The following is a 17981-nucleotide window of genomic DNA, read 5'->3' as shown; positions in this document are numbered from 1 at the left end:
AGTCCCGGCATGTCAGAGCAGCACCACATCGTACTGCTCCTGGGAATACATGCTTTCCACCTGGAACTTGATGGTGCGACCGATGAAGGCTTCCAGGTCGGCAACGTTGCCCGACTCCTCGTCGAGCAGCCGGTCGACCACCTTCTGGTTGGCCAGCACCCGGTAGCTCTCCGCCTGGTAGGCGCGCGCCTCGCGAAGGATTTCCCGGAAGATCTCGTAGCAGATGGTCTCCGCGGTCTTCAGCTTGCCGCGCCCCTGGCAGCTCGGGCACGGCTCGCAGAGGATCTGCTCGAGGCTCTCGCGGGTGCGCTTGCGGGTCATCTGCACCAGGCCAAGCTCGGTGATGCCGATGATGTTGGTCTTCGCATGGTCGCGCTCGAGCTGCTTCTCGAGGGTGCGCAGGACCTGGCGCTGGTGCTCCTCGTCCTCCATGTCGATGAAGTCGATGATGATGATCCCGCCGAGGTTGCGCAGGCGCAGCTGGCGGGCAATCGCGGTGGCCGCCTCGAGGTTGGTCTTGAAGATCGTCTCTTCCAGGGTGCGATGGCCGACGAAGGCCCCGGTGTTGACGTCGATGGTGGTCATCGCCTCGGCCGGGTCGATCACCAGGTAGCCGCCGGATTTCAGCGGCACCTTGCGTTCGAGGGCGCGCTGCACCTCGTCTTCGACGCCGTAGAGGTCGAAGATCGGCCGCTCGCCGGGGTAGTGCTCGAGGCGATCGGCGACTTCCGGCATCAGCTCGCTGACGAACTGGCTGACCTTCTGGAAGGTTTCCCGCGAGTCGATGCGCAGCTTCTCGGTGCGCGGCGAGACCAGGTCGCGCAAGGCGCGCAGCGCCAGGCTGAGGTCTTCGTAGATCACCGAGGAGGTTGGCGCACTCTTCATCTGCGTGGCGATCTGCTCCCACAGGCGGCGCAGGTAGCGGATGTCGGCGAGGATTTCCTCGGCGCCAGCGCCATCGGCGGCGGTGCGCAGGATGAAGCCGCCACCGGAGCCCTGGATGCCTTCGGCGGCCACGCAATCGGCGACCACCTGTTTGAGGCGCTCGCGCTCCGCCTCGTCCTCGATGCGCAGGGAGATGCCGACGTGGCTGCTGCGCGGCATGTACACCAGGTAGCGCGAGGGGATCGACAGCTGGGTGGTCAGCCGCGCGCCCTTGCTGCCGATCGGGTCCTTGGTCACCTGCACCACCAGGCCCTGGCCTTCGTGAACCAGGGCGCTGATCGACTCCACCGCATTGCCTTCACGACTGGAAATTTCCGACGCATGGATGAATGCCGCGCGCTCCAGGCCGATATCGACGAACGCCGCCTGCATGCCCGGCAGCACGCGCACCACCTTGCCTTTATAGATATTGCCGACGATGCCGCGCCGCTGGGTGCGCTCGACATGCACCTCTTGCAGCACGCCGTTCTCCACCACCGCCACGCGCGACTCCATCGGCGTGATGTTGATCAGAATCTCTTCACTCATGCGGAATCTCTTTCTGCCAGCATGGAATGCCAAAAGCGGCCAGTAGCTCTGCAGTTTCGCACAGCGGCAGCCCGACGACTGCCGAATAACTGCCGTTTAGAGCGCTGACGAAGATCGCGGCCAGTCCCTGAATACCATAGCTGCCCGCCTTGTCGGCCGGCTCGCCGGTGTCCCAGTAGGCGGCGATTTCGGCGCTGCTCAGCGCGCGGAAGATCACCCGACTGCCCACCACGCGGGCCGCACGGTGTTGCGCGCCGACCAGCGCCACGGCGGTGAGCACCTCGTGCTCGCGGCCGGACAACGCGGCCAGGGTCGCCAGGGCATCGGCACGGTCGAGCGGTTTGCCGAGAATCCGCCCGTCGAGCACCACCGCGGTGTCGGCGCCGAGCACCACTGCATCGGCGTCGCCGAGCTGCGCCCAGCCGGCCGCGGCCTTGGCCAGCGCCAGGCGCTCGACGTAGGCGTGCGGCGCCTCGGCGGGCAGCGCGCGCTCGTCGATGTCGAGGCTGAGGGGGCGGAACGGGACGCCGATCTGCGCCAGCAATTCGCGCCGGCGCGGCGACCCCGAGGCCAGGTAGAGCGTGGCCATGAGACTTCTCCCTGTCGGATCAGCCGGCGCGCAGGCGCGCCCGGCTCAAAGGACGTTCAGGCGCTGTTGCAGACCGCGCAGAATCGCCGCGACCCAAGGCCAGAGTAGCGCACTGACCAGCGCCGGCAGGACGAAGGTGAGGGTCGGCGGGCGGTTGCCGGTCAGCGCGTTGAGCCACAGCTGCACCAGCTGGGCGATGCCGTAGACCACCAGCAGCACCAGGCTTTGCTGCCACATGGGGAACATGCGCAGGCGCTGGTGCAGGCTGAGGACGAGGAAGATGATCAGGGTCAGGATCAGCGCGTTCTGCCCGAACAAGGTGCCGTACAGCACGTCCTCGGCCAGGCCGAACAGCCAGGCAGTGGTCATGCCGACACGGTGCGGTAGATACAGCACCCAGAAGGTGAGAAACAGCGCCATCCACAGCGGCCGCCCGGTTTCCATGAAGGTCGGTAGCGGCGCGACGCTGAGCAGCAGCGCCAGCAACAGGCTGACCCAGATCAGCCAGCCATTGCGCGAGCGTTTTGTGGTCATTGGCCGGTCCTTCCATTGGCAGCGGGCGTGGCAGCTGGTGCGGCGCGCGCCGGTGCAGCCGGTACAGCCGGTGCGGCGGACGGCGCCGCCGCAGGTGCAGGCGTAGCCGCTGGCGCGCCAGGGGCCGGCGTGGCGGGGGCAGCCGCACCGGCCGGGAACGCTGTGCCGGCCGGCGCGGGAGCCGGCTCACCCTGCTGGTCGGCGCGCTCCTGGGCCTGCGCGGAGTCGCTGGCACGCTCCTCGGGGGTACGCGGGTCGGAGAACACCAGCAGCATGTAGCGGCTGCGGTTCAGCGCGGCAGTCGGCACGGCACGGACGATGGCGAACGGCTGACCGGAGTCGTGGATCACCTCTTTCACCGTGGCCACCGGGTAGCCGGCCGGGAAGCGCTGGCCGAGGCCGGAGCTGACCAGCAGATCGCCTTCCTTGATGTCGGCGGTGTCGGCGACGTGGCGCAGTTCCAGGCGCTCGGGGTTTCCGGTGCCGCTGGCGATGGCGCGCAGGCCGTTGCGGTTGACCTGCACCGGGATGCTGTGGGTGGTGTCGGTGAGCAGCAGCACCCGCGAACTGTAGGGCATGACTTCGACCACCTGGCCCATCAGGCCGCGCGCGTCGAGCACCGGCTGGCCGAGGAACACCCCGTCCTTGCTGCCCTTGTCGACGATGATGCGGTGGGTGAAGGGGTTCGGGTCGACGCCAATGAGCTCGCCGACCAGCACCTTCTCATCGACCAGCGCCGCCGAGTTGAGCAGCTCGCGCAGGCGCACGTTCTGTTCGGTCAGCGCGGCCAGCTTCTGCAGGCGGCGCTGCATCAGCAGCGACTCAGCCTTGAGCTTCTCGTTCTCGGCGAGCAGTTCGCTGCGGCTGTTGAACTGTTCGGTGACCCCGCCCCACAGGCGCACCGGCAGGTCGGCAACCCAGTAGAAGGGGGTGAGCACCAGGCCCATCTGGCTGCGCACCGGCTTGAGCACGTCGAGGCGCGCGTCGACCACCATCAATACGGTCGACAGCACCGCCAGCACCAGCAGGCGCACACCGAGCGAAGGTCCCTTGGCAAATAGCGGTTTGATGGCAGATTCCTCAGAGCCTGTTCATGAGCTGCAGCGCAGTGGCCGGGGGCGGCTGGCGCGTGGACTGGTCCGGCGCCTCCCGTCCGCCCGCCAGAAACAGGAAGCCGGAAGACAAGGCTTCCGGCTCCGGGCAGACGATGCGGGGATCACTCCGAGGACAGCAGGTCCATGGTGTGACGATCCATCATCTCCAGGGCCTTGCCGCCGCCGCGTGCCACACAGGTCAGCGGGTCTTCGGCGACGATTACCGGCAGGCCGGTTTCCTGGGCCAGCAGCTTGTCCAGGTCGCGCAGCAGCGCGCCACCACCGGTCAGCACCAGGCCGCGCTCGGCGATGTCCGAGGCCAACTCCGGCGGCGACTGCTCGAGGGCGCTTTTCACCGCCTGGACGATGGTTGCCAGGGATTCCTGCAGCGCTTCGAGCACTTCGTTGGAGTTCAGGGTGAAGCTGCGCGGTACGCCTTCAGCGAGGTTACGACCGCGCACGTCGACTTCGCGGATTTCGCCACCCGGGTAGGCGGTGCCGATTTCCTGCTTGATGCGCTCGGCGGTGGATTCGCCGATCAGGCTGCCGTAGTTGCGGCGCACGTAGGTGACGATGGCTTCGTCGAAGCGGTCGCCGCCGACGCGGACGGATTCGGCATAGACCACGCCATTCAGCGAGATCAGGGCGATTTCGGTGGTACCACCACCGATGTCGACGACCATCGAGCCACGCGCTTCTTCCACCGGCAGGCCGGCACCGATGGCCGCGGCCATCGGTTCTTCGATCAGGAACACTTCGCGGGCACCGGCGCCGAGCGCCGATTCACGGATGGCACGACGCTCGACCTGGGTCGACTTGCACGGCACGCAGATCAGCACGCGCGGCGACGGCTGCAGGAAACTGTTCTCGTGCACCTTGTTGATGAAGTACTGCAGCATCTTCTCGCAGACGCTGAAGTCGGCGATCACTCCGTCCTTCATCGGACGGATGGCGGCGATATTGCCCGGGGTACGACCGAGCATGCGCTTGGCTTCGGTACCGACGGCGACGACGCTCTTCTGGTTGCCGTGGGTACGGATGGCGACGACCGACGGCTCGTTGAGAACGATGCCGCGCTCGCGCACGTAAATCAGGGTATTGGCAGTGCCCAGGTCGATGGAAAGATCACTGGAAAACATGCCACGCAGCTTTTTGAACATGGAGTAACCCTAGAGGGAATGCGTGGATGACGATACGCAGGGAAAAAAGTGCGGCAAACTCTAACAACCACGGGCCTTTTGGGCAACCCGCGCGCTGTGCTAAATTGCCGGCTTTTCCGCGCCTTACGGCACACAATCGCGGCCTATGACCGCCCCCACGGGGTTCCGTTCCCGTCCGCAGCATCGCGCGGCCTGCCGCTCGCTTCCACCGGAGACTCCAATGGCGCTTGAACGCACCGAAGTGGAGAAAATCGCCCATCTGGCCCGCCTGGGCCTGAACGAGGCCGATCTTCCCCGTACTACCGAGACCCTCAACAACATCCTCGGCCTGATCGACCAGATGCAGGCCGTGAACACCGACGGCATCGAGCCGCTGGCCCACCCGCTGGAAACCACCCAGCGCCTGCGCGCCGACGCGGTCACCGAGAGCAACCGCCGCGACGCCTACCAGGCCATCGCCCCGGCCGTGGAAAACGGTCTGTACCTCGTGCCGAAAGTCATCGAATAAAGGAAAGGGTTCCCATGCATCATCTGACCCTGGCCGAGATCAGCCGCGCGCTGGCCGCCAAACAGTTTTCCGCCGTCGAGCTGAGCCAGGCGCTGCTGGCGCGCATCCAGCAGCTCGATCCGCAGCTGAACAGCTTCATCACCGTCACCGAGGACCTGGCCCTCGCCCAGGCCAAGGCCGCCGACGCCCGCCGCGCCGCTGGCGAGACGGGCGCGTTGCTCGGCGCGCCGATCGGCCACAAGGACCTGTTCTGCACCGAAGGCGTGCTGACCAGCTGCGCCTCGAAGATCCTCGACGGCTTCAAGGCGCCCTACAACGCCACCGTGGTCGAGAAGCTCGCCGCCGCCGGCAGCGTGACCCTCGGCAAGCTGAACATGGACGAATTCGCCATGGGCTCGGCCAACGAGTCGAGCCACTACGGCCCGGTGAAGAACCCCTGGGACGTCACGCGCGTGCCGGGCGGCTCCTCCGGTGGTTCAGCCGCTGCGGTCGCCGCGCGCCTGCTGCCGGCGGCGACCGGCACCGACACCGGCGGCTCGATCCGCCAGCCGGCGGCGCTGACCAACCTCACCGGGATCAAGCCGACCTACGGCCGCGTCTCGCGCTGGGGCATGATCGCCTACGCCTCCAGCCTCGACCAGGGCGGCCCGCTGGCCCGCACCGCCGAGGACTGCGCGCTGCTGCTGGCCGGCATGGCCGGCTTCGATGCCAAGGACTCGACCAGCGTCGACCAGCCGGTGGACGACTACCTGGCGGCGCTGAACCAGCCGCTGGCCGGCCTGCGCATCGGCCTGCCCAAGGAATACTTCGGCGCCGGCCTCGACAGCCGCATCGCCGACGCGGTGCTGGCGGTGGTCGAGGAGCTGAAGAAGCTCGGCGCCACGGTCAAGGACATCAGCCTGCCGAACATGCAGCACGCCATCCCGGCCTACTACGTGATCGCCCCGGCCGAGGCCAGCTCCAACCTGTCGCGCTTTGACGGCGTGCGCTTCGGCTACCGCTGCGAGAACCCCAAGGACCTGATGGACCTGTACAAGCGCTCACGCGCCGAAGGCTTCGGCGAAGAGGTCAAGCGGCGCATCATGGTCGGCACCTACGCGCTGTCCGCCGGCTACTACGACGCCTACTACCTGAAGGCGCAGAAGATCCGTCGGCTGATCAAGAACGACTTCGTCGCCGCCTTCCACGAGGTCGACGTGATCCTCGGCCCGACCACGCCGAACCCGGCCTGGAAACTCGGCGCGAAGAACAACGATCCGGTGTCCGCCTACCTGGAAGACATCTACACCATCACCGCCAACCTCGCCGGCATTCCGGGTCTGTCGATGCCGGCCGGCTTCGTCGATGGCCTGCCGGTCGGCGTGCAGCTGCTGGCGCCGTACTTCCAGGAAGGCCGCCTGCTCAACGTCGCGCACCAGTACCAGCAGGTCAGCGACTGGCACACCCGCGCTCCGGAAGGTTTTTGAGGATTAGCGACATGCAATGGGAAACCGTGATCGGGCTGGAAATCCACGCCCAGCTCAGCACCCAATCGAAGATTTTCTCCGCCAGCGCCACCACCTTCGGCGCTGAGCCGAACACCCAGGCGAGCCTGGTCGACCTCGGCATGCCCGGCGTGCTGCCGGTGCTCAACGCCGAGGCGGTGCGCATGGCCTGCCAGTTCGGCCTGGCGATCGATGCCGAGATCGCCGAGCGCAACGTGTTCGCGCGCAAGAACTACTTCTACCCGGACCTGCCCAAGGGCTACCAGACTAGCCAGATGGACCACCCCATCGTCGGCAAGGGCCACCTCGACATCACCCTCGAGGACGGCACGGTCAAGCGCATCGGCATCACCCGCGCGCACCTCGAAGAGGACGCCGGCAAGAGCCTGCACGAAGATTTCCATGGCATGAGCGGCATCGACCTGAACCGTGCCGGCACGCCGCTGCTGGAGATCGTCTCCGAGCCGGACATCCGCTCGGCCAAGGAAGCGGTCGCCTACGTCAAGTCGATCCACGCCCTGGTGCGCTACCTGGGCATCTGCGACGGCAACATGGCCGAAGGCTCGCTGCGCTGCGACTGCAACGTCTCGGTACGGCCGAAAGGCCAGGCCGAGTTCGGCACCCGCGCCGAGATCAAGAACGTCAACTCGTTCCGCTTCATCGAGAAGGCCATCAACCACGAGATCCAGCGGCAGATCGACCTGATCGAGGACGGCGGCAAGGTGGTGCAGGAAACCCGCCTGTACGACCCGAACAAGGACGAGACGCGCTCGATGCGCAGCAAGGAAGAAGCCAACGACTACCGCTACTTCCCCTGCCCCGACCTGCTGCCGGTGGTCATCGAGCAGAGCTTCCTCGACCAGCTGCGCGCCGGTCTGCCGGAACTGCCGGTGCAGAAGCGCGAGCGCTTCGAGCGCGAGTTCAGCCTGTCCGCCTACGACGCCAGCGTGCTGGCCGCCAGCCGCGAACTGGCCGACTACTTCGAGGCAGTCAACGCCGTGTGCGGCGACGCCAAGCTGGCCGCCAACTGGGTGATGGGCGAGCTGTCCAGCCTGCTCAACAAGGACAACCTGGACATCGAGCAGTCGCCAGTGTCGGCCGCTCAGCTCGGCGGGATGATCCTGCGCATCAAGGACAACACCATCAGCGGCAAGATCGCCAAGATGGTCTTCGAGGCCCTGGCGGCCGGTGAAGGCGCCAGCGCCGACGAGGTGATCGAGAAGAAGGGCCTCAAGCAGGTCACCGACTCCGGCGCCATCGAAGCCATGCTCGACGAAGTGCTGGCGGCCAACGCCGAGCAGGTCGAACAGTACCGCGCCAGCGACGAAGCCAAGCGCGGCAAGATGTTCGGCTTCTTCGTCGGCCAGGCGATGAAGGCCTCGAAGGGCAAGGCCAACCCCGGCCAGGTGAACGAGCTGCTGAAGAAGAAGCTCGAAGGGTAAGCCGCGAAGCGCCGACCGCCGCGTCGGCCCGGCCAACGCCCGGCCCAGGAAGGCCGGGCGACAGCCACCCGACGAGGATTCTGCATGCTTCGAGCCCTGCCCCTGCTCTGCCTCGCCGTCCTGCTTGCCGGCTGCTCGACGTTCCGCGACAGCGGCGAACTCGGCGGCTACAGCGAGACCGGCAAGGCCTCCTATTACGGCCGCGCCCACCATGGCAAGAAGACCGCCAGCGGTGAACGCTTCGACCAGCATGCGCTGACCGCCGCGCACCGCAGCCTGCCGTTCGGCACCCAGGTGCGGGTCACCAACCTCAACAACGACAAGAGCGTGATCGTGCGCATCAACGATCGCGGCCCCTATGCGCGCGGGCGGATCATCGACGTCTCGCGCCAGGCCGCCGAACAGCTCGGCATGCTCAGAGCCGGCGTGGCGCCGGTGCGCATCGACAGCCTCAAGTAACCACGACCCGGAGAAACGCCATGAGCGCAGACAACAACAGCGGCGAACAGGTACGCCGCGCGGTGATGGGCGACGCCTTCGTCGACCGTGCCCGGAACAACGCCACCGACTTCACCCAGCCGCTGCAGGACTTCATCAACGAACATGGCTGGGGCGGCGTATGGACCCGCGGCGGGCTGGATCGCAAGACCCGCAGCCTGATCACCCTGGCCACGCTGACTGCACTGAAATGCCCGCAGGAGCTGAAAGGCCACGTGCGTGGTGCGCTGAACAACGGCTGCACGGTCGAGGAAATCCGTGAGGCGCTGCTGCATTGCGCTGTCTACGCCGGCATCCCGGCGGCCGGTGAGGCGTTCCGCGCCGCCCAGGAAGTGATCGACCAGCACTCCGCCTGACCAGCAGCGGGGCGCCTCAGATCCAGTGCCCCCACTGCAACACGAACAGCCCGAGGTTGGTGGTCACCACCGCCATCAGCGTGGTGATCACGATGATCGCCGCCGCCAGTTCATGGTTGCCGCCGGCCGCGCGGGCCATCACATAACTGGCCGCGGCGGTCGGGCTGGCGAAGTACAGGAACAGGATGCCCAGTTCGGCGCCGCGGAAGCCGCAGGCAAAAGCGCCAGCGGTGGCGAGGAGCGGCAGCCAGACCATCTTCATCAGGCTGGCGCCGAGCGCCAGGCCGCTGCTGGCGCGCAGCGAGGCCAGCGACAGGGTGCCGCCGATGCAGATCAGCGCCAGCGGCAGGGTCAGTTTGGCCAGGTACTCGCCCGAGGTGAGCAGCCACGCCGGCAGGCCGATGCGCCAGTAGGCGAACGGGATCGCCGCCAGCACACCGATGATCAGCGGATTGCGCAGGATGCTCTTGAGCAGGCTCAAGGGATCGGCCTTGCCCTGCGGGTTGTAGTACTCGAGGACGATCACCGACAGGGTGTTGTAGCTGAGGATCACCACCCCGCCGAGCACCCCACCCAGCGACAGCCCGTAATGGCCATACAGGCTGGTCGCCAGCGCCAGGCCGATGATGCCGTTGTTGCCGCGGAACGAGCCCTGCACGAACACCCCGCGCTCCTCCACCGGCACCCGCCACACCGCCCAGCCCCAGGCGAGCAGAAAACCCAGCACCGTGGCCAGCACGAAGTAGCCGATCAGCGCCGGCTGCAGCGCGGTGGACAGGTCGGCGTGCAGGATGGCGAGGAACAGCATCACCGGCATGCTGACGTTGAACACCAGCGCCGAGGCGGTATTGATGAACGACTCGTCGATCTGCCCGAGGCGACGCAGCAGCACGCCGAGGAACAGCATCGAGAACACCGGGATGGTGACGGTCAGGGTTTGCAGAAAGAGAGCCAGCATGCGCGCCCCGGCAGTTTGATTAGGCGGCTAATGATACCAGCGCGACGCTCTGGCGGGCGGGTCTCGACGCCACTTGAGACCCGCACGCGGCTCAGAACAGCGGCAGGCTGTAGCTGACGATCAGGCGGTTTTCGTCCTGATCGCGCTGGGTCGGGCTGCCGGCGCCGGACACCGGCAGCTCGCTGCGCAGCGCGGCATTGCGCCAGGAGAAGCCCAGCCCCTTGAAGCTGCCGCCCTGCACCACGTAGGACAGGGTGAAGTCGCGCTCCCACTCGCCCTTGCCGCCCTGGTTGGTGTCGATCCCATCGCCGTGCAGGTACACGCTACTGAAGGTCAGTCCGGGCAGCCCGGCGGCGGCGAAATCGTAGGCATAGCGCAGCTGCCAGGTGCGTTCGCCGGCACGCTGGAACTTGCCGATCTGCACGTCGGTGCTCAGGTAGGACGACGAGCCCTCACCGTCGCCGCGGTTGAAAAACGGAAAATCGCTGTCGCCGTTGATCGCCTGGTAGCCGGCGCCGACGCTGTGCCCGCCGAGCACGTAGGTGAACAGACCGCTGAGCACGCGGTTGTCGACCTCACCCTTGGTCACCCCGTTGCCATAGTAACCGCTCGCCAGGTAACCGTCGGCGCGTCCGGCGGCGCTGCCGTTTTTGCCGTCGGAACGGCTGTCGAAGGCGCGCAGGTCGCTCTTCAGCACGCCCGGGCCGATCGCCCAGTTGTGCAGCACGCCGACAAAGTGCTGCTGGTAGAAGTCCTCGAGGTTGCCGAAGTAGTACTGCAGGGTCAGGTCCTTGCTGGCCTTGTAGTCGCCGCCGGCGTAGTAGAACTGGTTGCTGTCGCGCGCACTGGCGCTGCTGCCGTTGGCGCCGGCGATGGTCAGGCTGCGCTGGTCGGTGGAGTTGCGGCCCTTGGAATGCTCCAGGCGGCCGGCCACCAGGGTGAAGTCCTTGAGGTCGGTGGAGTTGATCTGCCCGCCTTCGTAGGTGGTAGGCAGCAGCCGGCCGTCGTTGGCGATCACCACCGGCAGCTTGGGCTGCAGAGTGCCGTAGCGCAGCTCGGTGTTGGACAGGCGCGCCTTGGCGGTCAGGCCGAGGCTGCTGAACTCATCCACCGCGCGGCCATCGCTGTCCGAGGGAAACACCGTGCCGCCCTGCTGGCTGGTCGACTCGAAATGGGTGCCCTTACCGCTGTCCAGGCGCACGCCGAGCAGGCCCAGCGCATCGACGCCGACGCCGACGGTGCCCGGGGTGAAGCCCGAGGCGTAATTGAGCATAAAGCCCTGGCCCCACTCCTCCTGCCGGCTTGGCGCGGCGCTGCCTTCGCGGTTGTCGGCATTGATGTAGAAGTTGCGCAGGCCGAGGCTGGCCTTGCTGTCCTCGACGAAGCCGGCAGCGCCGGCCTGCAGGGCCAGCGGGGCGAGGAACGTCGCAGCGAGGGAAGCACGCTGTGCGGAGTTTTGCATTGTTGTCTCCAGTCGGTGAAATCGCGGGTGCAGGCCGCCCTCACGGCGCTGGCGGGCCGCGAAGACGGACGGGCGGAAAGAAAAAGGTCACCCGGGCGCCGGGGCGGCGCGCGGGTGACAAGGTGTGGTCAGGTGATCGGCGCCGGGTTGAACAGCGTCAAGTCGTTGTGCAGGCGCAGGTGTTCCGCGCAGGTCTGCCGGCGGCCGCTGGCGACGTCGAGGTAGAGCTGGAAGATCTCCCAGCCTAGCTCGTCGAGGCTGACCCGCCCGGAGGTGACTCGCCCGGCGTCGACGTCGATCAGGTCCGGCCAGCGCTCGGCCAGCTGGGTGCGCGTCGCCACCTTGATCACCGGCACCATGGCCAGGCCGTAGGGCGTGCCGCGGCCGGTGGTGAAGATGTGCAGGTTCATCCCGGCGGCCAGTTGCAGGGTGCCGCAGACGAAGTCGCTGGCCGGCGTCGCGCAGTACTGCAAGCCGCGGCCCTTGACCCGCTCGCCCGGTGGCACCACGCCGGCGATGGCGCTGCTGCCGGACTTGGCGATCGAGCCCATGGCCTTCTCGACGATGTTGTTGAGGCCGCCCTTCTTGTTGCCGGGCGTGGTGTTGGCGCTGCGGTCGGCCATGCCGCGCTCCAGGTAGCGGTCGTACCAGTCCATCTCGCGCACCAGCGCCTCGGCCACCGCCGGGGTCGCCGCGCGCGGGGTGAGCAGGTGGATACCGTCGCGCACTTCGGTGTTCTCCGAGAACATCACCGTGGCCCCGGCACGTACCAGCAGATCGGCGGCCACGCCGAGCGCCGGGTTGGCGGTGATCCCGGAGAACGCATCGCTGCCGCCGCACTGCATGCCGACCACCAGCTCGGCGGCCGGGCAGGTCTCGCGGCGGCGCTGGTCGAGGACCTGCAGGCGCGCCTCGATCAGGCCGAGGATCTGCTCGACCATGCCGCTGAAGCCGCTACTCGAATCCTGCAGGCGGAACAGCCACTCATCCTCGTCCAGCCCGGCCGTCAGCTGGTCGCCGGGCATCAGCTGGCTGGCCTGCAGCTTCTCGCAACCGAGGCTGATGACCAGCGCCTGGCCACCGAGGTTGGGGTTGCGGCTGATGTTGTGCAGGGTGCGGATCGGAATCACCGCGTCCGGCGCGTTGATCGCCACCCCGCAGCCGTAGCTGTGGGTCAGTGCCACCACGTCGTCGACGTGCGGGTACTGCGGCAGCAACTCCTTGCGCGCCCGCTCCACGCAGTGGTTGAGCACCCCGGTGACACACTGCACGGTGGTGGTCACGCCGAGAATGTTGCGCGTGCCGACCGTGCCGTCCGGGTTGCGGAAGCCCTCGAAGCTGTAGCCCTCCAGCGGCGCCGCGGTGGGCGGCACCGCGGTGGCCATCGGCAGGTCGTCGAGTGCCGGGGCGGCGGGGATGCTCAGCAGTTCCTCGCGTACCCAGCTGCCGGCCGGGATGTCCGCCAGCGCATGGCCGATCACCGTGCCGTAGCGCAGCACCGCGTGGCCGGCGGGGATGTCGAACAGCGCGATCTTGTGGCTCTGCGGCACGCCCTCGCGGGCAATCAGCCCATCGGCGAAACGTCCGCCGGCCGCCACACCCTGCTCATTGACCACCACCGCGACGTTGTCGTCCGGGTGCAGGCGGATGTGGCGCGGCGAGTCCTGGTGTTGGATCAACTGCATGATTCAGGCCCTTTTCCGGTATGGCGGTCAGACGGAGACGACGGGATCAGCCGAGCCCTGCGGCAGCGGCTTTTTTACCGGCACGCCGGGTTCGTCGTCGCGCAGCTCGACGCGCTGGATCTTGCCGACGATCACCAGGTAGCTGAACACCGCGACCAGGGCGTTGGCGCCGACGTATACCAGCGCCCACTTGAACGAGCCGGTGGCGCTGATGATGTAGCCGATGACGATCGGCGTGGTGATCGAGGCGATGTTGCCGAAGGTGTTGAACAGGCCGCCGGAGAGGCCGGCGATCTGCTTCGGCGAGGTGTCCGCCACCACAGCCCAGCCCAGTGCGCCGATGCCCTTGCCGAAGAACGCCAGGCTCATGAAGCCGATCACCATCCATTCCGCCGACACGTAGTTGCAGAACACCATGCTGGTGGACATCAGCAGACCGAGGACGATTGGCAGCTTGCGGGCGAAGGTCAGCGAGTGACCGCGGCGCAGCAGCCAGTCGGAGATCAGCCCGCCGAGCACCCCGCCGATGAAGCCGCACAGCGCCGGCATCGAGGCGACGAAACCGGCCTTGAGGATGGTCATGCCGCGCTCCTGCACCAGGTACACCGGGAACCAGGTGAGGAAGAAGTAGGTGATGCCGTTGATGCAGTACTGGCCGAGGTACACGCCGAGCAGCATGCGGTTGGTCAGCAGCTGCTTGATGTACGTCCACTTCGGTCCGCCGCCGGCCTTCTTCTGGTCCATATCGACCAGGCCGCCGTTTCTGGCGATGTGTTCGTACTCGCTACGGCTGATGCGCGGGTGATCCTTCGGGTTGTAGATGGTCTTCATCCACACGCCGGAGAAGATGATGCCGAGCACGCCCATGACGATGAACACATGCTCCCAGCCGAAGGCGTGGACGATCCAGCCCATCAGCGGGGCGAACAGCGCGGTGGCGAAGTACTGCGCCGAATTGAACACCGCCGAGGCGGTGCCGCGTTCGGCCGTGGGGAACCAGGCGGCGACGATGCGTGCGTTGCCGGGGAACGACGGCGCCTCGGCGAAGCCGACCAGGAAGCGCATGACGAACAGCGTCACCACTGCCCAGGCCACCGGCATCACGCCGACGAAGCCCTGCATCAGGGTGAACAGCGACCAGATGAAGATGCCGGCGGCGTACACGCGCTTGGAGCCGAAGCGGTCGAGCAGCCAGCCACCGGGGATCTGGCCGATCACGTAGGCCCAGCCGAAGGCCGAGAAGATGTAGCCGAGGGTCACGGCGTCGAAACCGAGATCCTTCTGCATGCTGGATCCGGCGATCGAGATGGTGGCGCGGTCCGCGTAGTTGATCGTGGTCACCAGGAACAGCATGAACAGGATCAGATAGCGCACACGCGAGGTTTGCGTCTCTTGCATGACGAGTCACTCCCACTAATTATTTTTGTCGCGGGTTATGAGATTTGGTGCCGGCCACCGTCGTCAGGCAGACGGACGGTGGCGGCCTGGCGTCGATTACGACGCGATGTAGCTGGTCTTCACCGTGGTGTAGAACTCCTGGGCATAACGGCCCTGTTCACGGGGGCCGTAGGACGAGCCTTTACGGCCGCCGAACGGCACGTGGTAATCCACCCCGGCGGTCGGCAGGTTGATCATCACCATGCCGGCCTGGGCGTGGCGCTTGAAGTGATTGGCGTGCTTCAGCGAGGTGGTGGCGATGCCCGCCGACAGGCCGAACTCGGTGTCGTTGGCCAAGGCCAGCGCCTCGTCGTAATCCTTCACGCGGATCACGCTGGCCACCGGGCCGAAGATTTCCTCGCGGTTGATGCGCATCTGCGCCTCGCTGTCGGCGAACAGCGCCGGGGCCATGAAATAGCCATCGGTGTCGCGCTGCAGCCGCTCGCCGCCGCAGACCAGCCGCGCGCCCTCGCCCACGCCGATGCCGACGTAGGCCAGATCCTGCTCGAGCTGTGTGGCGGAGACCACTGGACCAATGTCGATACCCTCGGCCAGCGCATGGCCGACGCGGATCGTGCGCATGCGCTCGGCCATCGCCTCGATGAAGCGCGGATAGATGCCCTCGGTGACGATCAGCCGGCTCGACGCCGTGCAGCGTTGGCCGGTCGAGTAGAAGGCGCTCTGCACCGACAGCTCGACCGCGCTGTTGAGGTCGGCGTCGTCGAGGATCACCTGCGGGTTCTTGCCGCCCATTTCCAGCTGCACCTTGGCGCCACGCGTCACGCACTGCTCGGCGATGCGCCGGCCGACGCCGACCGAGCCGGTGAAGCTCACCGCGGCGATGCCTGGGTGCTTCACCAGCGCCTCGCCGATCAGACTGCCGCGGCCCATCACCAGGTTGAACACCCCGGCCGGGAAACCGGCGCGCGAGATGATCTCGGCCAGCGCCCAGGCACAGCCCGGCACAAGGTCGGCCGGCTTGAACACCACGCAGTTGCCGTAGGCCAGCGCCGGGGCGATCTTCCAGGCCGGAATGGCGATCGGGAAGTTCCACGGGGTGATCAGGCCGACCACGCCGAGCGGCTCGCGGGTCACTTCGACGCCGACTCCCGGGCGCACCGAGGGCAGCAGGTCGCCGGACAGGCGCAGGCATTCGCCGGCGAAGAACTTGAAGATGTTGCCGGCGCGCGCCACCTCGCCGATCGCCTCGGGCAGCGTCTTGCCCTCCTCGCGAGCCAGCAGCGCGCCGAGTTCGGCGCGGCGGGCGAGAATCTCGCTGCCGACCTTGTCCAGCGCGTCGGCACGCACCTGCACGTTGCTCAGCGACCAGGCCGGGAAGGCCTGCTCGGCGGCCTGCACCGCCGCGTCGAGCTGGCCAGCGTCGGCCTGCGCGTAGTCACCGATCACCTCGGCGAGGTCCGAGGGGTTCAGGTTGGCCGCGTAGGCATCGGCGGCGAACCACCCGCCGCCGATGTAGTTGTCGTATTTCTGGGTCATGGCTCTGCTCTCCGCGGCTTACTGCGGGCCGAGTTTCTTGATCAGCACGTCCAGCTCTTCCACTTCCGCCTCGGTCAGGTCGACCAATGGCGCGCGCACCGGACCCGCGTCGTAACCGGCCAGGCGGGCGCCGGCCTTGACGATGCTCACTGCGTAGCCGCCGCGGCGGTTGCGCAGCTCGAGGTAGGGCAGGAAGAAGTCGTCGATCAGCCGGCCGACAGTTTCGTGGTCGTCACGGGCGATCGCGTTGTAGAACTCGATCGCGGTGCGCGGGATGAAGTTGAACACCGCCGAGCTGTACACCGGCACGCCGAGGGCCTTGTAGGCGGCTGCATAGACTTCCGCGGTCGGCAGGCCACCGAGGTAGGTCAGGCGGTCACCTAGACGGCGACGAATCTGCACCATCGGCTCGATCTCGCCGACGCCATCCTTGAAGCCGATCAGGTTCGGGCAGCGCTCGGCGAGGATCTCCAGGCTGTCAGCGGTCAGGCGGCAGACGTTGCGGTTGTACACCACCACTCCGCTGTCGACCGAGCGGCAGACCTGCTCGATGTGGGCGATCAGGCCTTCCTGGCAGGTTTCGGTGAGGTAGTGCGGCATCAGCAGGATACCGGCGGCGCCGAGGCGCTCGGCTTCCTGGGCGTAGGCGATGGCCTGGCGGGTCGAGCCGCCGGCGCCGGCGAGGATCGGCACCTGGCCGCGGCAGGTGTCCACCGCCACTTTGATGATTTCGGAGAATTCCTTCGGCTCCAGCGAGAAGATCTCGCCGGTGCCGCCAGCGGCGAAGAGTGCGCTGGCGCCGTAAGGCGCCAGCCAGTCCAGGCGACGGGCGTAGGTGTCTGCGCGGAAATTGCCCTGCGCATCGAAGTCGGTCACGGGGAACGACAACAGCCCGGACGAGAGGGTGGACTTCAGTTCTTGTGGATTCATTGTTGGATCACCCTGCATAACGATTTCTGAATGAGGTGTTGCACAGTCGGCTTGTGGCGTCGTGTTGTCAGTCATCGTACAACTACAAATAAATCACGACAAGTCGTCTGACCTCATCCGTTCGTCGTATTAGTTGTCGCCGGCTTCGGCGGCTTCGTGGGCGCGGCGCAGGCGCTCGCGGCTGTGGGTCAGGTGCAGGCGCATGGCGGCCCGCGCGGCCTCGGCGTCACTGTGGGCGATCGCCGAATAGATGTCCTCGTGCTCCTGATTGACCCGCTCGAGGTAGTGGCGCTGGTCGTCGTGGGCGATGCGTGCGCTGTTCACCCGGGTGCGCGGAATAATGCTGGTGCCGAGGTGATTCATGATGTCGGTGAAGTAGTTGTTGCCGGTCGCCTCGGCGATGCGCAGGTGGAACTGGAAGTCCGAGACCACCGCGTCGCCACCGTGCACCTCGCTGCGGTGCAGCGCGTCGAGCACCTCGCGCATTTGCTGCAGCTGCTCTGGGCTGCGGCGCTGCGCGGCAAGGCCAGCGGACTCGACCTCCAGGCTGATGCGCAACTCGAGCAGGGCGAGCACGTCGCGCAGGGTGACGATGGTCGCCGGGTCGATGCGGAACGGCCCGTCGGTGGGCCGGTCGAGCACGAAGGTGCCGATGCCGTGGCGGGTCTCCGCCAGCCCCGCCGCCTGCAGGCGAGAGATCGCCTCGCGCACCACGGTGCGGCTGACACCGTACTCGGCCATGATCGCCGACTCGGTAGGTAGCTTGTCGCCGGGGCGGATGGCGCCCGCGCGGATACGCTCGGTAAGCGTGCTGACGAGTTCATGGGCGAGGCTGCGGGGACGCTTGCGGAGCGGCACGGTCGACATGGGCGGA

General features: G+C 67.0%; 17 protein-coding genes. 5 read left to right on the top strand and 12 right to left on the bottom strand.

Going from position 1 to position 17981, the window contains the following annotated elements; translation table 11 throughout:
* Positions 1-12 precede the first annotated feature (12 nt).
* The 5 genes from rng to mreB form a co-directional block, all read right to left on the bottom strand.
* Positions 13-1473: a ribonuclease G gene (gene rng, locus JQX08_RS12675; RefSeq protein WP_205348736.1), complete on the bottom strand. Its 1461-nt coding sequence runs from the start codon at positions 1471-1473 to the stop codon at positions 13-15.
* Positions 1466-2062, bottom strand: a complete 597-nt coding sequence (locus tag JQX08_RS12670; protein WP_205348735.1) for a Maf family protein — start codon at positions 2060-2062, stop codon at positions 1466-1468. Before JQX08_RS12670 ends, rng begins: the two co-directional genes overlap by 8 nt.
* Before the next feature lie 45 nt (positions 2063-2107).
* Positions 2108-2596 carry a rod shape-determining protein MreD gene (mreD, locus tag JQX08_RS12665; RefSeq protein ID WP_205348734.1) on the bottom strand — a complete coding sequence of 163 codons (489 nt, stop codon included), beginning with the start codon at positions 2594-2596 and terminating at the stop codon, positions 2108-2110.
* Positions 2593-3666, bottom strand: coding sequence for a rod shape-determining protein MreC (gene mreC / locus JQX08_RS12660; protein WP_205348935.1), 1074 nt, complete (start codon positions 3664-3666; stop codon positions 2593-2595). The genes mreD and mreC overlap by 4 nt, the downstream gene beginning before the upstream one ends.
* Positions 3667-3812: 146 nt before the next feature.
* Positions 3813-4850, bottom strand: a complete 1038-nt coding sequence (gene mreB, locus JQX08_RS12655; RefSeq protein ID WP_187671330.1) for a rod shape-determining protein MreB — start codon at positions 4848-4850, stop codon at positions 3813-3815.
* Between the two features lie 220 nt (positions 4851-5070).
* On the opposite strand from mreB, the gene gatC reads away from it, so the two are divergent.
* The 5 genes from gatC (at position 5071) to JQX08_RS12630 (ending at position 9138) form a co-directional block, all read left to right on the top strand.
* Entirely contained in the window at positions 5071-5358 is a 288-nt protein-coding gene (gatC, locus tag JQX08_RS12650; protein WP_205348733.1) for an Asp-tRNA(Asn)/Glu-tRNA(Gln) amidotransferase subunit GatC, read from the top strand.
* Between the two features lie 14 nt (positions 5359-5372).
* Complete coding sequence (gene gatA / locus JQX08_RS12645) at positions 5373-6824, top strand: Asp-tRNA(Asn)/Glu-tRNA(Gln) amidotransferase subunit GatA (RefSeq protein ID WP_205348732.1); 1452 nt, start codon at positions 5373-5375, stop codon at positions 6822-6824.
* A gap of 11 nt (positions 6825-6835) precedes the next feature.
* Positions 6836-8284 (top strand): Asp-tRNA(Asn)/Glu-tRNA(Gln) amidotransferase subunit GatB, encoded by a 1449-nt coding sequence (gatB, locus tag JQX08_RS12640; protein WP_205348731.1) that lies wholly within the window; start codon positions 6836-6838, stop codon positions 8282-8284.
* Positions 8285-8368: 84 nt separating this feature from the next.
* A complete protein-coding gene (locus JQX08_RS12635) occupies positions 8369-8743 on the top strand; it encodes a septal ring lytic transglycosylase RlpA family protein (protein WP_205348730.1) in 375 nt (124 codons plus the stop codon).
* A gap of 20 nt (positions 8744-8763) precedes the next feature.
* Positions 8764-9138, top strand: coding sequence for a carboxymuconolactone decarboxylase family protein (locus JQX08_RS12630; RefSeq protein WP_205348729.1), 375 nt, complete (start codon positions 8764-8766; stop codon positions 9136-9138).
* Between the two features lie 16 nt (positions 9139-9154).
* Here the strand turns inward: JQX08_RS12630 and JQX08_RS12625 are convergent, their stop codons facing one another.
* The 7 genes from JQX08_RS12625 to JQX08_RS12595 form a co-directional block, all read right to left on the bottom strand.
* On the bottom strand, positions 9155-10096 hold the full coding sequence (locus tag JQX08_RS12625) for an AEC family transporter (RefSeq protein WP_205348728.1): 942 nt from the start codon (positions 10094-10096) through the stop codon (positions 9155-9157).
* Positions 10097-10187: 91 nt separating this feature from the next.
* Positions 10188-11558 carry an OprD family porin gene (locus JQX08_RS12620; protein ID WP_430472525.1) on the bottom strand — a complete coding sequence of 457 codons (1371 nt, stop codon included), beginning with the start codon at positions 11556-11558 and terminating at the stop codon, positions 10188-10190.
* 128 nt (positions 11559-11686) lie between these two features.
* Complete coding sequence (gene garD / locus JQX08_RS12615; protein ID WP_205348727.1) at positions 11687-13243, bottom strand: galactarate dehydratase; 1557 nt, start codon at positions 13241-13243, stop codon at positions 11687-11689.
* A gap of 27 nt (positions 13244-13270) precedes the next feature.
* The gene (locus JQX08_RS12610) at positions 13271-14641 is read right to left on the bottom strand and encodes an MFS transporter (protein WP_205348726.1); all 1371 of its coding nucleotides are present in this window, start codon (positions 14639-14641) and stop codon (positions 13271-13273) included.
* Positions 14642-14737: 96 nt separating this feature from the next.
* Positions 14738-16177 (bottom strand): aldehyde dehydrogenase family protein, encoded by a 1440-nt coding sequence (locus JQX08_RS12605; RefSeq protein WP_205348725.1) that lies wholly within the window; start codon positions 16175-16177, stop codon positions 14738-14740.
* A gap of 18 nt (positions 16178-16195) precedes the next feature.
* A complete protein-coding gene (gene kdgD / locus JQX08_RS12600; protein ID WP_205348724.1) occupies positions 16196-17107 on the bottom strand; it encodes a 5-dehydro-4-deoxyglucarate dehydratase in 912 nt (303 codons plus the stop codon).
* A 129-nt stretch (positions 17108-17236) separates the two neighbouring features.
* Entirely contained in the window at positions 17237-17974 is a 738-nt protein-coding gene (locus JQX08_RS12595; RefSeq protein WP_205348933.1) for a FadR/GntR family transcriptional regulator, read from the bottom strand.
* Positions 17975-17981 lie beyond the last annotated feature (7 nt).

It is taken from the genome of Zestomonas insulae (assembly GCF_016901015.1).
Classification (GTDB): Bacteria; Pseudomonadota; Gammaproteobacteria; order Pseudomonadales; family Pseudomonadaceae; genus Aquipseudomonas; species Aquipseudomonas insulae.
The sequence above is the reverse complement of the archived record's forward strand: the minus strand, read 5'-3'. Positions and strand labels throughout refer to the sequence as shown.

Excerpts from the sequence above, each read along its gene's own strand:
- rng (WP_205348736.1), bottom strand. The coding sequence starts at position 1,473 with ATGAGTGAAGAGATTCTGATCAACATCACGCCGATGGAGTCGCGCGTG.
- JQX08_RS12670 (WP_205348735.1), bottom strand. The coding sequence starts at position 2,062 with ATGGCCACGCTCTACCTGGCCTCGGGGTCGCCGCGCCGGCGCGAATTG.
- mreD (WP_205348734.1), bottom strand. The coding sequence starts at position 2,596 with ATGACCACAAAACGCTCGCGCAATGGCTGGCTGATCTGGGTCAGCCTG.
- mreB (WP_187671330.1), bottom strand. The coding sequence starts at position 4,850 with ATGTTCAAAAAGCTGCGTGGCATGTTTTCCAGTGATCTTTCCATCGAC.
- gatC (WP_205348733.1), top strand. The coding sequence starts at position 5,071 with ATGGCGCTTGAACGCACCGAAGTGGAGAAAATCGCCCATCTGGCCCGC.
- gatA (WP_205348732.1), top strand. The coding sequence starts at position 5,373 with ATGCATCATCTGACCCTGGCCGAGATCAGCCGCGCGCTGGCCGCCAAA.
- gatB (WP_205348731.1), top strand. The coding sequence starts at position 6,836 with ATGCAATGGGAAACCGTGATCGGGCTGGAAATCCACGCCCAGCTCAGC.
- JQX08_RS12635 (WP_205348730.1), top strand. The coding sequence starts at position 8,369 with ATGCTTCGAGCCCTGCCCCTGCTCTGCCTCGCCGTCCTGCTTGCCGGC.
- JQX08_RS12630 (WP_205348729.1), top strand. The coding sequence starts at position 8,764 with ATGAGCGCAGACAACAACAGCGGCGAACAGGTACGCCGCGCGGTGATG.
- JQX08_RS12625 (WP_205348728.1), bottom strand. The coding sequence starts at position 10,096 with ATGCTGGCTCTCTTTCTGCAAACCCTGACCGTCACCATCCCGGTGTTC.
- JQX08_RS12620 (WP_430472525.1), bottom strand. The coding sequence starts at position 11,558 with ATGCAAAACTCCGCACAGCGTGCTTCCCTCGCTGCGACGTTCCTCGCC.
- garD (WP_205348727.1), bottom strand. The coding sequence starts at position 13,243 with ATGCAGTTGATCCAACACCAGGACTCGCCGCGCCACATCCGCCTGCAC.
- JQX08_RS12610 (WP_205348726.1), bottom strand. The coding sequence starts at position 14,641 with ATGCAAGAGACGCAAACCTCGCGTGTGCGCTATCTGATCCTGTTCATG.
- JQX08_RS12605 (WP_205348725.1), bottom strand. The coding sequence starts at position 16,177 with ATGACCCAGAAATACGACAACTACATCGGCGGCGGGTGGTTCGCCGCC.
- kdgD (WP_205348724.1), bottom strand. The coding sequence starts at position 17,107 with ATGAATCCACAAGAACTGAAGTCCACCCTCTCGTCCGGGCTGTTGTCG.
- JQX08_RS12595 (WP_205348933.1), bottom strand. The coding sequence starts at position 17,974 with ATGTCGACCGTGCCGCTCCGCAAGCGTCCCCGCAGCCTCGCCCATGAA.